Annotated in this window: 18 protein-coding genes; 15 read left to right on the plus strand and 3 right to left on the minus strand. The window is 40.0% G+C overall.

The window, feature by feature from the left end:
• Window positions 1-108 precede the first annotated feature (108 nt).
• Window positions 109-1,179 carry a potassium channel family protein gene (locus H5119_RS15695; protein ID WP_182702894.1) on the plus strand — a complete coding sequence of 357 codons (1,071 nt, stop codon included), beginning with the start codon at window positions 109-111 and terminating at the stop codon, window positions 1,177-1,179.
• Window positions 1,176-1,373 (plus strand): PLDc N-terminal domain-containing protein, encoded by a 198-nt coding sequence (locus H5119_RS15700; RefSeq protein WP_182702895.1) that lies wholly within the window; start codon window positions 1,176-1,178, stop codon window positions 1,371-1,373. Before H5119_RS15695 ends, H5119_RS15700 begins: the two co-directional genes overlap by 4 nt.
• A 108-nt stretch (window positions 1,374-1,481) precedes the next feature.
• Here H5119_RS15700 and H5119_RS15705 read toward each other — a convergent pair whose 3' ends face one another.
• The gene (locus H5119_RS15705; RefSeq protein ID WP_182702896.1) at window positions 1,482-1,940 is read right to left on the minus strand and encodes an EVE domain-containing protein; all 459 of its coding nucleotides are present in this window, start codon (window positions 1,938-1,940) and stop codon (window positions 1,482-1,484) included.
• A gap of 77 nt (window positions 1,941-2,017) precedes the next feature.
• Between H5119_RS15705 and tesB the strand changes: the two genes are divergently transcribed.
• Window positions 2,018-2,875, plus strand: a complete 858-nt coding sequence (tesB, locus tag H5119_RS15710; protein WP_077536676.1) for an acyl-CoA thioesterase II — start codon at window positions 2,018-2,020, stop codon at window positions 2,873-2,875.
• Window positions 2,876-2,898: 23 nt separating this feature from the next.
• Here the strand turns inward: tesB and plsB are convergent, their stop codons facing one another.
• A complete protein-coding gene (gene plsB, locus H5119_RS15715; protein WP_182702897.1) occupies window positions 2,899-5,337 on the minus strand; it encodes a glycerol-3-phosphate 1-O-acyltransferase PlsB in 2,439 nt (812 codons plus the stop codon).
• 402 nt (window positions 5,338-5,739) lie between these two features.
• On the opposite strand from plsB, the gene rpsJ reads away from it, so the two are divergent.
• From rpsJ to rpsQ, 11 genes are read left to right on the plus strand one after another with little or no spacing between them, the layout of a single operon-like run.
• Complete coding sequence (gene rpsJ, locus H5119_RS15720; protein ID WP_002957900.1) at window positions 5,740-6,051, plus strand: 30S ribosomal protein S10; 312 nt, start codon at window positions 5,740-5,742, stop codon at window positions 6,049-6,051.
• Window positions 6,052-6,078: 27 nt separating this feature from the next.
• A complete protein-coding gene (gene rplC, locus H5119_RS15725; protein ID WP_002957898.1) occupies window positions 6,079-6,714 on the plus strand; it encodes a 50S ribosomal protein L3 in 636 nt (211 codons plus the stop codon).
• Between the two features lie 17 nt (window positions 6,715-6,731).
• Entirely contained in the window at window positions 6,732-7,337 is a 606-nt protein-coding gene (gene rplD / locus H5119_RS15730) for a 50S ribosomal protein L4 (RefSeq protein WP_077536677.1), read from the plus strand.
• Window positions 7,334-7,636 (plus strand): 50S ribosomal protein L23, encoded by a 303-nt coding sequence (gene rplW, locus H5119_RS15735; protein WP_077536678.1) that lies wholly within the window; start codon window positions 7,334-7,336, stop codon window positions 7,634-7,636. The genes rplD and rplW overlap by 4 nt, the downstream gene beginning before the upstream one ends.
• 15 nt (window positions 7,637-7,651) lie before the next feature.
• Window positions 7,652-8,476 carry a 50S ribosomal protein L2 gene (rplB, locus tag H5119_RS15740; protein ID WP_007376192.1) on the plus strand — a complete coding sequence of 275 codons (825 nt, stop codon included), beginning with the start codon at window positions 7,652-7,654 and terminating at the stop codon, window positions 8,474-8,476.
• 15 nt (window positions 8,477-8,491) lie between these two features.
• Window positions 8,492-8,770 (plus strand): 30S ribosomal protein S19, encoded by a 279-nt coding sequence (gene rpsS, locus H5119_RS15745; protein WP_004588689.1) that lies wholly within the window; start codon window positions 8,492-8,494, stop codon window positions 8,768-8,770.
• Between the two features lie 13 nt (window positions 8,771-8,783).
• On the plus strand, window positions 8,784-9,116 hold the full coding sequence (rplV, locus tag H5119_RS15750; protein ID WP_002957892.1) for a 50S ribosomal protein L22: 333 nt from the start codon (window positions 8,784-8,786) through the stop codon (window positions 9,114-9,116).
• 11 nt (window positions 9,117-9,127) lie between these two features.
• Window positions 9,128-9,829 carry a 30S ribosomal protein S3 gene (gene rpsC / locus H5119_RS15755; protein ID WP_006791356.1) on the plus strand — a complete coding sequence of 234 codons (702 nt, stop codon included), beginning with the start codon at window positions 9,128-9,130 and terminating at the stop codon, window positions 9,827-9,829.
• A gap of 12 nt (window positions 9,830-9,841) precedes the next feature.
• Window positions 9,842-10,255 (plus strand): 50S ribosomal protein L16, encoded by a 414-nt coding sequence (gene rplP, locus H5119_RS15760; protein ID WP_002957890.1) that lies wholly within the window; start codon window positions 9,842-9,844, stop codon window positions 10,253-10,255.
• Window positions 10,255-10,446, plus strand: coding sequence for a 50S ribosomal protein L29 (gene rpmC / locus H5119_RS15765; RefSeq protein ID WP_002957889.1), 192 nt, complete (start codon window positions 10,255-10,257; stop codon window positions 10,444-10,446). Before rplP ends, rpmC begins: the two co-directional genes overlap by 1 nt.
• On the plus strand, window positions 10,446-10,703 hold the full coding sequence (gene rpsQ, locus H5119_RS15770) for a 30S ribosomal protein S17 (RefSeq protein ID WP_002957888.1): 258 nt from the start codon (window positions 10,446-10,448) through the stop codon (window positions 10,701-10,703). The genes rpmC and rpsQ overlap by 1 nt, the downstream gene beginning before the upstream one ends.
• A 235-nt stretch (window positions 10,704-10,938) precedes the next feature.
• Here the strand turns inward: rpsQ and H5119_RS15775 are convergent, their stop codons facing one another.
• The gene (locus H5119_RS15775; RefSeq protein ID WP_182702899.1) at window positions 10,939-11,475 is read right to left on the minus strand and encodes a helix-turn-helix domain-containing protein; all 537 of its coding nucleotides are present in this window, start codon (window positions 11,473-11,475) and stop codon (window positions 10,939-10,941) included.
• A 187-nt stretch (window positions 11,476-11,662) separates the two neighbouring features.
• Here H5119_RS15775 and H5119_RS15780 point away from each other — a divergent pair, with 187 nt between their 5' ends.
• Entirely contained in the window at window positions 11,663-12,133 is a 471-nt protein-coding gene (locus tag H5119_RS15780; protein ID WP_182702898.1) for a hypothetical protein, read from the plus strand.
• The last annotated feature ends 524 nt before the right edge of the window (window positions 12,134-12,657 follow it).

Consider the following 12,657-nt stretch of genomic DNA (forward strand, 5'->3'; position numbering starts at 1 on the left):
TCTGTTTATCTTTCGAGGTTAAATTTGCAGCTAGTTGTTGCTATGGTGGTATAATTTACAGTACCGTACTACAAAGTGATTTTACTAATCTATTAGCAATTAAAAACTATGCATCATACTTTTAAACGTTTCATCGTGTTATTACGCAGCCATATAGAGCAAGTAAGTTGGCAATCTATAGCTATTGTTATTTCTTTGCATATTATTATTACATGGTGTTTATTGGTGCTAGCAAATGAAGAGACCTTGATACCTCCAAGCACTTTTATTTACTATTACGTAATAACAACATCAACGGTAGGTTATGGTGACTTTAGTCCAACTACTGAGCTTGGTCGTTGGGTGGTCGCGTTAATACAAATTCCATTTGGTTTGGCTTTATTTGGTGTTCTGTTGGGAAAAGCAGGACAAACTGTTACTTACTTAATTAGGCGCGCTATGACTGGTGATAAAAGTTTTGCCCACAGTACTAATCACATAATTATTTTTGGTTGGCACGATACCCGTACAAAAAAAATGATTGATTATATTCTGGCCGATACTAAACGAACCGATCGTCGAATTCTACTTGCGGTCACAGAGCAGATGGATCATCCATTTTTAGCAAATGATAGTGTGGATTTTGTACGTTTAACGAGTTTTACTAATTTAGCTGAGTTAGAGCGTGTGGCTATTAATCGTGCAGATAAGGTTATTATTGATGGCCAAGATGACGATCAAACATTTACTACTGCACTGCGTATAAGTCGTTTAGTTAAAGATGATTGCCATATAAGCGCGCACTTTTTAGATGAAACTAAAATAGATATGCTACTAGAGCATTGTCAAAATATAGAATGCTCTAGCGCTAAATCAGCAGAAATACTTGTGCGTTCAATGCAAGACCCTGGCTCTAGTCGAGTACAAGAAGAACTACTGTCTACACTTCACGGTGATACGCAATTTAGCTTAGCAATACCAAAAGACAGTAAAGAAATGGAATTTGGTACTTTATTTCATCATTTTAAGCTTGAGCATGATGCTATATTGTTAGGCGTGGCGCACAACTTGAGTGCACAAAATATGGATTTAAATCCACCGCTTGATTATAAAATAAATGCCGGCGATATTTTGCATTACATAGCCGTCGAACGCGTGCTAAATAACGAAGTAAACTGGGAAAGCTTAGTAAAAGAATGAATGAAGTTGTATTTTTAATTATTGTATTGAGCGCCTACATTTTACCTGTAGTGATAGTGCTTAATAACAAACGAACTCAAGGCCATGAAAAAAACGGCTGGCTATTTGGGATCATTATTTTCTCGTGGTTAGGGTTATTTTTATATTTCTTAATTGTTCCAAAGCATGGGCACAAAAAGAAGAAGAAAAAATAATACAATGGCGCTCTTTTAGAGCGCCATTGTATTTATAGCATTAATTTGTGACCCATAGTAACTTGCTTGGAGTAAGCTGCTGCGCGTCTCAGTAATAACTGCAGAGCGCTACTTCGCCATTTTAATAATTTCATCCCAGTCATTTTCACTAACAGGCATTACAGACAAGCGACCACCTTTTTTAAGTGCTATTTCAGTAATATTATTATTCGCTTTAATGTCTTTGAGACTAACTAATTTTTTTAGGTGGCCTTGGTAAGTAACTTCAACAACAACCCAGCGTGGCTTCTTGCTGGTGGCTTTAGCGTCGTAATAATCACTACTTAAATCAAATTGAGTTGGATCTGGGTAAGCTTCTTTTGTAACTGTAGCAATACCCACTACGCCAACTTGTTTACAGCTTGAATGATAAATCATCGCCAAGTCGCCAATTTTAACGCCATCACGCATAAAGTTTCGCGCTTGGTAATTACGTACGCCTTCCCAAAGAGTGGTTTGTTTTGGTGCGTTTTTTAAATCATCTAATGAAAACGCATCGGGTTCGGTTTTAAAAAGCCAGTAAGCCATAGCAGTACCCCTAACAAATATTTACATAGTTCTAGTCTATAGTATCATTAACTTATCTGGGGATTGAGGAAGAAGTAATGAGCCAAGTATTAGATGATTTATTGTCGCTGTTAACACTTGAAGAAATAGAGCAGGGTTTATACCGCGGACAAAGTCAGGATTTAGGCTTTGGTGCTGTGTTTGGTGGTCAAGTTATGGGGCAAGCCCTCTCTGCAGCCAAAGAAACATTACCTGAAGGGCGTATTGTTCATTCCCTCCACTCTTACTTTTTACGCCCAGGCGATCCAGCTAAACCCATTGTTTATGATGTAGAAACTATTCGCGATGGAAAAAGTTTTAGTACTCGTCGTGTAAAAGCAATTCAATATGGTAAACCGATTTTTTATATGACCGCGTCATTTCAAGGTAAAGAAGATGGTCTATCGCATCAAGCAACTATGCCTGATGTACCTGAACCTGAGGAGCTGCGGTCGTCGTTAGAGTTTTATCAAGAGCATGCGTCACATATTCCAGAAGCGATTCGCAATAAGTTTATTCGTGAAATGCCAATTGAAATGCGACCTGTCACCTTTCATAACCCGTTCAAGCCTGAAGCAATGGAGCCTGTTAAGCATATTTGGTTTAAAGCTAATGGCGATATGCCAGATGACCAACGCATTCATAATTATTTGTTAGCTTATGCGTCCGACTTTGAGTTTTTACCAACTGCATTACAACCTCATGGCGTATCGTTTATGCAACCAAACATGCAAGTAGCGACTATCGATCATGCAATGTGGTTTCATCGTCCATTCAGAATGGATGACTGGATTTTATATTCAATAGATAGTCCAATCGCTAGTTCAGGCAGAGGATTGGTGAGAGGGCAGTTTTTTGACCGCCTGGGCAACTTAATTGCCTCAACAATGCAAGAAGGGGTTATGCGCCAACGCTAACCCCATCAATAGAGATATAGTCCTCAATTAGACTGACTTTGCACTATATCGCTAATTGACTGCCAGACCCGTGCTGGCAGTAATGCCTTAAGATGTGTATAAGTTTTACACAGCTGTGTACTACCTATTAAACCTTTATCGCATTCAGTTATTAATGATTGCTCGCGTAAATTATCAATAAAGCTAACCAGTACTTTTTTGTCAAAAAATTCAGGTGTTTTAATGCCATGCAGTGTACCTAGGCGCTGTGCTAATACTTGGCTTTCTCGTTCAAGTTCATCTTTGGCAATGGCATCATTTGTTTGAATAAATCCAATTACAATAGCGTAACGCTGCAAAGTAAAGCTTAGTGCTCTTCCTAGCATTTCAAGTTTGGCTAAACAATCGTTGCTATTTGTAATGTGGATATTGTCGCCATCAAACTCAATTAAGTTTTGATCTGCAAAGTTTGCCAAAATACGTGTTACGTAGTTTTCATCAAGTGGTTGCAAATACCACTCTTTAGCAAACAGCGGATAAAACGTTTTTACTAGCTCTTGGCACTGTTGAATAGTTGTTGTGTGCTGCTTGAATAGATGTAGCGCAATTAGGCTTGGCACAGCAAATAAGTGCAAAATATTATTTCGGTAGTAATTAAATAATACTTTTTCTTTATCGCTAATTGTAATAATTTCACCAAATTCATCACTTATCACTTCAAACTTATTAAGCTTTAATGCATGTGTTAGTAGTTGCTCAGGTGTTTCATCAGGCGCTGTTACTTTATCGCTGTAGCTAGCGTCGCGTTGTAAGCGCAGGTAAAAATCAAGTTGTGCTAGGAGCTTTGGTTTACTTAATGCCTGTTTATCGTTAACCAGTAATATCATTGCCAGTAAGTTAACAGCATTAAGCGCCGCTGCATTATTAATTTTAACCATTACTTGATCGGCAAGTTTAGTAACTTGCGACCCTAGCCATTGTGGCTTTTGAACATCGGTTGGATGAATTGAATCGCGCCAATCTGGTTGATTATCATTTAAATATTGGTTAATTGAGATTGGATCGCCAAAGTTTAAATTACCACGCCCATAATTTTTAAGATTTTTAATTGCTTTAAAAATACCAAAAATAGACTCGCCTTTTTTATCTTTACCATCAAGCTCTTTAAGGTAGGTGTTAATTTCCATAACGTGTTCGTAGCCAATATACACAGGGACTATCGATATAGGGCGGTCTATTCCACGCAGCATTGCCTGTAAGGTCATTGATAACATACCCGTTTTAGGTGGAAGTAAACGCCCAGTTCTGCTTCGACCGCCTTCTGTATAAAACTTAACAGAGTAGCCTTTAATAAATAGCTGACTTAAATACTCTTTAAATATTGCCGAATAGAGCTTATTTCCTGCAAATGAGCGGCGAATAAAAAACGCTCCTGAGCGTCTAAAAATACCGCCGGCAGGGAAAAAGTTGAGATTGATACCCGCAGCTATGTGTGGTGGCACTAAGCCTAAATGATAAATTGAGTAGGTAAGCAGTAAGTAATCCATATGACTGCGGTGACACGGCATATAAATAATTTCATGCCCTTTGTTTGTTAACTCGTGAAGTTGCTCAGTATGTTTTATATCAATACCGTTATACAACTTGTTCCACAACCAAGTTAAAAACCTTTCCGCAACGCGTATCATTGCCTCAGAATAATTGGCAGCTATTTCATCAAGTAACTTGAGCGCATTTTGACGAGCTTGCTCTTGGCTAATGTTTTTTGACTTAGCTTCTTCCTGAATCGCTTTTTTTATTGTAGGTGAAGCAAGCAAAGAATTAAATAGTTGCTCGCGTGATGGCATTTTTGGGCCTGTGGCTGCTAATTTTTGGCGTTTAAAGTGGACCAAGGCGACACGTAATAACTTGTGTGGTAATTCACTCACATCTGCTTTTTCATTTACTAAGAGCGATAAGTCGAGAGGTTGGCTGAAGCGAATAAAATTATCACGGCCTGAAAATAACACCACAAAAAATTTTCTAAACCAACTTGGCGTCAATGAGTGGGTAATTAAGGTGCGTACTCCTGGTTTTTCTTTGCCTGGATCGCGCCCCCATAAAATAGTGACAGGCACTACTTGCACGTTTTTCTGACCACTTTTTAATAAGTGGTCGATGATCTGTTTACCTTGAGCCAACGCACTAGTTGATTTAGCTTCATCACCAAAAAGTGGTGGTGGGTTTTTTATACCAATGAAGCGTTCTAAACTTTGATTACCTAACACTTGTTCATCAGTCGGGCTGGGGAGACCATGTTTTTTACAAACATGCGCCAATGCTGCTAGGTCAAATCTTGAATTTAAGCGCACTATATAAAATGTAGGGAACTCAGGGTTTAAACTGTACTGTTCAATAGGGTTCTCTGGTAGCACTTTGCTTTTTACAAATAGGCAGCTAAACCCAGCAGATAGAACATTTAAACAATAATTAAAAATACGCATCGACTCACCATATTGAGAGTTTAAAGGCAAAATTAGCGCAATAGGATACCATAACATCCAAAAATCACTTAATTTACGCAATAGAAGTCGCTAACAGCATAGCTATTAGTTTAAGTATAGCTTGTAAGTGGTGATGGTCGCTTATTTGCTCAAACCAAGAATCATTATATTGCTTCTAAATAGTTGTTGCATTTATCACCAATACCTCTATAATACGCAGGCTTTCGAAATTCCCTAGGGGACTAGAGAGGATAAATTAAGCTTGGATTTCAAGCTAATAAACAGGAGTTCCGATTTGGAACTCAACGTAGATATAAATCAACAACCGGCATCTTATGTTTTTAAGATTGTTTCGGTCGTTTTTTTATGCTCTTTTAAATGCTCTTTATATTGAGGTTAAGAATGTCAAATCAACGCATTCGTATTCGCCTAAAAGCTTTTGACCACCGTTTGATTGACCAATCAACGGCAGAAATCGTGGAAACTGCGAAACGCACTGGCGCACAAGTACGTGGACCAATTCCACTACCTACACGCTTTGAACGTTTTACTGTACTAACTTCACCGCACGTTAATAAAGATGCGCGTGATCAGTACGAGATCCGCACCCATAAACGTCTGATTGACATCGTAGAACCAACTGACAAGACTGTTGACGCTCTTATGCGTTTAGATCTTGCTGCTGGTGTTGATGTTCAAATCAGCCTGGGTTAATCGAAAGATTAGAGAGGTTTTAGGAAAATGGCATTAGGTCTAGTCGGTCGTAAAGTGGGTATGACACGAATCTTCACTGAAGATGGTGTATCTATCCCTGTGACAGTTATTGAAGCGACACCTAACCGCATTGCTCAGATCAAATCTGACGCAACAGACGGTTATAACGCGCTTCAAGTAACCGCAGGCACTAAAAAAGCAAGTCGTGTAAACAAAGCTAAAGCGGGTCATTTCGCTAAAGCTGGTGTTGAAGCGGGTCGCGGTCTGTGGGAATTCCGCCTTAACGGTGGTGAAGGCGATTTTGAAGTAGGCGCAGAGCTTACTGTTGAATTATTCAACGAAATCAACAAGGTTGACGTAACCGGTACTTCTAAAGGTAAAGGTTTCCAAGGTGGTGTTAAGCGCTGGAATTTCAGCATGCAAGACGCTACACATGGTAACTCTCTATCTCACCGTGCTCCTGGTTCAATCGGTCAAAACCAATCACCTGGTAAGGTGTTTAAAGGTAAGAAAATGGCCGGTCATATGGGTGCTGAGCGTGTAACGACTCAAAACTTAGAACTAGTTCGCGTTGACGCTGAGCGTAATTTGCTTTTAGTTAAGGGTGCAGTACCTGGAGCTATTGGCGGTGACGTTATCGTTAAACCAGCTGTTAAAGCATAAGTCCTGGAGATTTAGTGATGGAATTAGCAATTAAAGACGCTTCTGGCGCTCTTGAAGTTTCTGAAGCTACTTTTGGACGTGAGTTTAACGAAGCATTAGTACACCAAGTAGTTGTTGCATATGCAGCAGGTGCTCGTCAAGGTACTCGTGCTCAGAAGACACGTTCTGAAGTAAGCGGTGGTGGTAAAAAACCATGGGCTCAAAAAGGTACTGGCCGTGCACGTGCCGGTACAATCCGTAGCCCAATTTGGCGTTCAGGTGGCGTTAGCTTTGCAGCTAAACCACAAGACCACAGCCAAAAAGTAAACCGTAAAATGTACCGTGGTGCGATTAAAAGCATCTTATCTGAATTAGTTCGTCAAGAGCGTTTAATCGTTGTTGAAAGTTTTGCTCTAGCAGCACCAAAAACTAAAGAACTAGTTGCTAAGCTTAAAGAACTTGAGCTTAAAGATGTTCTTATCGTGACTGAAGAAGTAGATGAAAATCTTTTCTTATCGGCACGTAACCTTTATAAGGTTGACACGCGTGATGTAGCTGGTATCGATCCTGTAAGCTTAATTGCTTTCGACAAGGTACTTATTACAGCCGCTGCTGTTAAGCAACTTGAGGAGGCGCTAGCATGATCCGCGAAGAACGTCTTTTAAAAGTGATCGTTGCTCCACATATCTCTGAAAAAAGCACTATTGCTGCTGAAGAAAACAATACTATTGTTTTTAAAGTATCAAATGACGCAACTAAAGCTGAAATTAAAGTAGCAGTTGAGAAGCTTTTTGAAGTAGAAGTAACGGGTGTTCGCACACTTAATGTTAAGGGTAAAACAAAACGTACTGGCGCACGTTTCGGTCGTCGTAACGACTGGAAAAAAGCTTACGTTACTCTTAAAGAAGGTAGTGAACTAGACTTTGTCGGCGGCGCCGAGTAATAAGGGGATAGAATTATGGCACTTCAAAAGTGTAAGCCTACTTCTGCGGGCCGTCGTCACCTAGTTAAAGTGGTTAACCCAGATCTACATAAGGGTAAGCCATACGCACCACTTTTAGAGAAAAACTCTAAATCAGGTGGTCGTAATAACAATGGTCGTATTACGGTTCGTCATATCGGTGGTGGTCATAAGCAACATTACCGTTTAATCGATTTTAAACGTACTAAAGATGGCATTCCAGCCACTGTTGAACGTTTAGAATACGATCCAAATCGTAGCGCAAACATCGCTCTTGTATTATATGCAGACGGTGAGCGTCGTTACATTATCGCACCTAAAGGCTTAAAAGCTGGCGATGCAATCCAGTCTGGTGTTGATGCACCAATCAAACCTGGTAATGCATTACCAATGCGTAATATGCCTGTAGGTTCGACTGTTCACAACGTAGAATTAAAACCAGGTAAAGGTGCTCAAATCGCACGTTCTGCTGGTGCATACGTTCAAATCCTTGCTCGTGATGGTCAGTATGTAACATTACGTCTTCGTTCAGGCGAAGTTCGTAAAGTTGAATCTGATTGTCGTGCGACTCTAGGTGAAGTAGGCAATGCTGAGCATATGCTTCGTTCACTTGGTAAAGCAGGTGCAAATCGCTGGCGTGGTATTCGTCCGACAGTTCGTGGTGTTGCCATGAACCCGGTAGATCACCCACACGGTGGTGGTGAAGGTCGTACATCTGGTGGTCGTCATCCTGTGTCTCCATGGGGTAAACCGACTAAGGGTGCGAAGACGCGTAAGAATAAGCGTACGGATAAATTTATAGTACGTCGTCGTACTAAGTAATATTGAGGAATAGCCATGCCACGCTCTCTCAAGAAGGGTCCTTTTATAGACCTACACTTGCTGAAGAAGGTAGAGAAAGCTTTGGAAAGCGGTGAGAAGAAGCCAATTAAAACTTGGAGCCGTCGTTCAATGATCATACCTAACATGATCGGATTGACCATTGCTGTCCATAATGGTCGCCAGCACGTACCAGTTTTCGTTTCTGACGAAATGATCGGTCACAAACTAGGTGAATTTGCACCAACTCGCACTTACCGTGGCCATGCTGCGGATAAGAAAGCGAAGAAACGTTAAGAGGGGAAGATAAATGCAAGCATTAGCTAAACATAAATTCGCCTCTGGTTCGGCGCAAAAAGCACGTCTAGTTGCAGATCAGATCCGCGGATTACCTGTCGATCGCGCACTAGAAATCCTGGCGTACAGCCCTAAAAAAGCGGCTGTATTAGTTAAGAAAGTACTTGAGTCTGCTATTGCTAACGCAGAGCATAACGAAGGTGCTGACATTGATGAGCTTCGTATAACTACGATCTTTGTGGACGATGGTCCTACAATGAAACGTATTATGCCTCGTGCTAAAGGACGCGCAGACCGCATCCTTAAGCGTACAAGCCATATCACTGTTATGGTTTCAGATAGCTAGGAGTATAAGTAATGGGACAAAAAGTTCATCCTACTGGTATTCGCCTAGGTATATCTAAACCTTGGGTTTCTACCTGGTACGCGAGTTCTAAAGATTTCTCTGATCAGCTTTTTGGCGATCACAAAGTTCGTGCATTCCTTACTAAGGAATTAAAAACGGCTTCTGTGTCTAAAATCGTTATTGAGCGTCCAGCAAAATCAATCCGCGTAACAATTCACACGGCTCGTCCGGGTGTTGTTATCGGTAAAAAAGGCGAAGACGTAGAAAAATTACGTCAAGCGGTAACTAAAATCGCTGGTGTACCTGCTCAGATTAATATCTCTGAAGTACGTAAACCAGAACTAGATGCACAACTAGTAGCAGACGGCATTGCCTCTCAACTAGAACGTCGTGTTATGTTCCGTCGCGCTATGAAGCGTTCGGTACAAAATGCAATGCGCATCGGTTCTAAAGGGATTAAAGTTGAAGTTAGCGGTCGTCTTGGCGGCGCTGAAATCGCACGTTCAGAATGGTATCGTGAAGGTCGTGTACCTCTACATACTCTTCGTGCTGATATCGATTACGCAACTTCTGAAGCCTTAACCACTTATGGTATCATTGGTGTTAAAGTTTGGATTTTCAAAGGCGAAGTTATTGGTGGTTTACCACTAGTACAAGAGCAAGAAAAACCAGCTAAACGCGCACCAAAGAAAGCCAAGAAAAGTGCTAAGTAGAGGTAGCGAGTAATGTTACAGCCAAAACGTACAAAATTCCGTAAAATGCACAAAGGCCGCAACCGCGGTTTAGCGCAAAACGGTAACAAAGTAAGCTTCGGTACTTTCGGATTGAAAGCTACTGGCCGTGGCCGCATGACTGCTCGTCAAATCGAAGCAGCTCGTCGTGCTATGACGCGTCACGTGAAACGTCAAGGTAAAATCTGGATTCGTGTCTTCCCTGACAAACCGATTACAGAAAAACCTCTTGAAGTTCGTATGGGTAAAGGTAAAGGTTCTGTTGAATATTGGGTTGCTGAAATTCAGCCTGGTAAAGTACTTTACGAAATGGAAGGTGTTTCAGAAGAGCTTGCTCGTGAAGCATTCGACCTTGCTGCTCGTAAACTGCCATTCAAAACAACTTTCGTAACTCGGACGGTAATGTGATGAAAGCTAGCGAACTAAAAGACAAAAGCGTAGAAGAGCTTAATGCTGAACTTCTAGGACTACTTCGTGAGCAATTTAATATGCGCATGCAAGCTAGCACTGGTCAGTTAGCTCAGACACACACGCTAAGAACAGTACGCCGCGATATCGCGCGTGTAAAAACAGTTATTAACCAGAAGGCAGGTCAATAATGAGCGATAAAATTCGTACTCTTCAAGGCCGTGTAATCAGCGACAAGATGGAAAAATCTTTCACTATCGCTATCGCACGTTATGTGAAGCACCCAATTTATGGGAAATTCATTAAACGTACGACTAAGTTACACGTACATGACGAAAATAACACAGCAAAAGCGGGTGACGTAGTTACTATCCGTGAATGCGCACCAATTTCTAAGAATAAATCTTGGACTTTAGTAGACGTTATTTCTAGTCCAAAACAAGCTTAATTTTTTAATTAAGTTAGTTTTGTAAAAAAGCCTCAGCATTAGCTGGGGCTTTTTGTGTTTAGAGCTATAAGTTTAAAGCCGTCAGCCGTCAGCCGTCAGCCGTCAGCCGTCAGCCGTCCGGAGTGAAGTTGAACGCCGTAGCTTGGGTTGAGTATTGAGAAACCCGAGGAGAAAAGAGCGCCATAAACGCGCTGAAATAATATTCTTAGAACTAAGTAACATCTAAATATCGGGTTTATAATTTACGAAACTTATACCTTTGTGAAAATACACCTGCAACTATAGATAGTAAAATACACACTACAGAACCTACAATTAGAAAGCGGTTTTCGATCCTGCTAACTTGTCTTTCGCCTACAATTTGGTACGTAACATCACCTTCAATAAAACGTTCGCCTTGATATTGCTGACTAACATTAAACGCTAAAAATTCACCTTGTTTTGCCTGATAAGTAAAGTAGGTTTCAGGATAAAAAATTTCATATGTTGCACATAGCCAAACTATAAGACCAATTATAAACAGCACAAAACTTAATATGGGCAGTTTTTTCAGCGGCACGTTTGTTGATGATGTTATAGGTAAATAGTTATTAAAACACACTTCGCCGTAGCACAATTTTAGCTTTTCGATCACTTCAGGAGAGGGAATGAATTGGCCATTCTCTAGTTTTGATAAATAAGATTGTTGGATGCCTATTTCCCGAGCCGCAAATGCTTGAGTCCATTTTTTGTTTGTTCGAAGACGTTTTAATTCTATTCCTAGTGATTGCATACTCATTATTCTCTCCTTAATTGTTGCCGTATTATTATCACCAATTAGCTAATCCAGAGATAGAGGTTATGATTATATTCATGTAAATGAATAAAAGAATATTATGAATATTAATGGATTAGCGTTTTTTATGAGCTGCTTTAAATTATGCTAGCATTATCAAACTAACGAAAGGATATATTCTATTATGAAAAAACACGTTTATTTATTACTTAGCTCCATGGTTTTATTATTGGTAAGTTATCAAACTAATGCCGAACCTGTTTTTGCAGTTAAAGCAGATATTTATAAATTGAAAAATGAGATAACAATTGATAGTAAAATTGCTGAAACACTAAAATCATTGGATCCAATTCACCAACCAATGCTATTAGCCTTATTAAATGAGAGCGCATTAATAGAAATAGGAGATGAAAAACAATTAACAGCACTTGAGGTAAAAGCAAACGAAGATGGATCGTTTTTTAATGCGGCGATGAAGTTAAAAGATAAAACAGATGGCCAATGGCAATCAATAACGTCTTTTATGCCTAACATTCCTGATGGTCAAACTGTATATTTTAGCCGTACTTTTATAGATAGTGTTTGGTTGATAAAGTTAACCGGGACACGTTACGAATCAGAAGAGCTGGGTCTAGCTAGTTTCCAAAACCAATAATAGTAATCGCTGGAATATTAGTTAGCCTTTATCTGTTTACTGAGGTTGAGATTTAATATTGCCAAATAACTTGACCTTGGTTTTCCTCAAACTTTTATGATGTGTTTTTTACTTATTATTAATGATTATGTGCATCATTCAAAACTACCTATTAGGTCTTCGCATTATCTAGTATCAGCCATCTATTGCGCAGGTGCTAAATATTACTGAATGAGTCTCGTAGTCGATAAAGTCGTGTGATGAATATTTAGAGGCTGCCTTGGTGTATTCGATGCAGCATCAAATGTACTCATTACATAAACATAAGTTGAGTTTGCTAGCACAAATTTTAATAAGGCTGGGATATAGACTATCAACTCGAACAGCTGAGGAATTGCTGATACGGTACTCCCAACATGCGGTGTTAGTTACTTTCGCAGATGACCGTTACGACGCTCAGCATATTATTTAAAAACGCGCAATTTATGATAAAAGCCTTTGCAAGTGCAAAGGCTTATGTTTTTCTGCGCTGACCGCTGACCGCT

The organism is Pseudoalteromonas sp. SG45-5 (genome assembly GCF_014164085.1).
Classification (GTDB): Bacteria; Pseudomonadota; Gammaproteobacteria; order Enterobacterales; family Alteromonadaceae; genus Pseudoalteromonas; species Pseudoalteromonas aliena.

Excerpts from the sequence above, each read along its gene's own strand:
- H5119_RS15695 (WP_182702894.1), top strand. The coding sequence starts at position 109 with ATGCATCATACTTTTAAACGTTTCATCGTGTTATTACGCAGCCATATA.
- H5119_RS15700 (WP_182702895.1), top strand. The coding sequence starts at position 1,176 with ATGAATGAAGTTGTATTTTTAATTATTGTATTGAGCGCCTACATTTTA.
- H5119_RS15705 (WP_182702896.1), bottom strand. The coding sequence starts at position 1,940 with ATGGCTTACTGGCTTTTTAAAACCGAACCCGATGCGTTTTCATTAGAT.
- tesB (WP_077536676.1), top strand. The coding sequence starts at position 2,018 with ATGAGCCAAGTATTAGATGATTTATTGTCGCTGTTAACACTTGAAGAA.
- plsB (WP_182702897.1), bottom strand. The coding sequence starts at position 5,337 with ATGCGTATTTTTAATTATTGTTTAAATGTTCTATCTGCTGGGTTTAGC.
- rpsJ (WP_002957900.1), top strand. The coding sequence starts at position 5,740 with ATGTCAAATCAACGCATTCGTATTCGCCTAAAAGCTTTTGACCACCGT.
- rplC (WP_002957898.1), top strand. The coding sequence starts at position 6,079 with ATGGCATTAGGTCTAGTCGGTCGTAAAGTGGGTATGACACGAATCTTC.
- rplD (WP_077536677.1), top strand. The coding sequence starts at position 6,732 with ATGGAATTAGCAATTAAAGACGCTTCTGGCGCTCTTGAAGTTTCTGAA.
- rplW (WP_077536678.1), top strand. The coding sequence starts at position 7,334 with ATGATCCGCGAAGAACGTCTTTTAAAAGTGATCGTTGCTCCACATATC.
- rplB (WP_007376192.1), top strand. The coding sequence starts at position 7,652 with ATGGCACTTCAAAAGTGTAAGCCTACTTCTGCGGGCCGTCGTCACCTA.
- rpsS (WP_004588689.1), top strand. The coding sequence starts at position 8,492 with ATGCCACGCTCTCTCAAGAAGGGTCCTTTTATAGACCTACACTTGCTG.
- rplV (WP_002957892.1), top strand. The coding sequence starts at position 8,784 with ATGCAAGCATTAGCTAAACATAAATTCGCCTCTGGTTCGGCGCAAAAA.
- rpsC (WP_006791356.1), top strand. The coding sequence starts at position 9,128 with ATGGGACAAAAAGTTCATCCTACTGGTATTCGCCTAGGTATATCTAAA.
- rplP (WP_002957890.1), top strand. The coding sequence starts at position 9,842 with ATGTTACAGCCAAAACGTACAAAATTCCGTAAAATGCACAAAGGCCGC.
- rpmC (WP_002957889.1), top strand. The coding sequence starts at position 10,255 with ATGAAAGCTAGCGAACTAAAAGACAAAAGCGTAGAAGAGCTTAATGCT.
- rpsQ (WP_002957888.1), top strand. The coding sequence starts at position 10,446 with ATGAGCGATAAAATTCGTACTCTTCAAGGCCGTGTAATCAGCGACAAG.
- H5119_RS15775 (WP_182702899.1), bottom strand. The coding sequence starts at position 11,475 with ATGCAATCACTAGGAATAGAATTAAAACGTCTTCGAACAAACAAAAAA.
- H5119_RS15780 (WP_182702898.1), top strand. The coding sequence starts at position 11,663 with ATGAAAAAACACGTTTATTTATTACTTAGCTCCATGGTTTTATTATTG.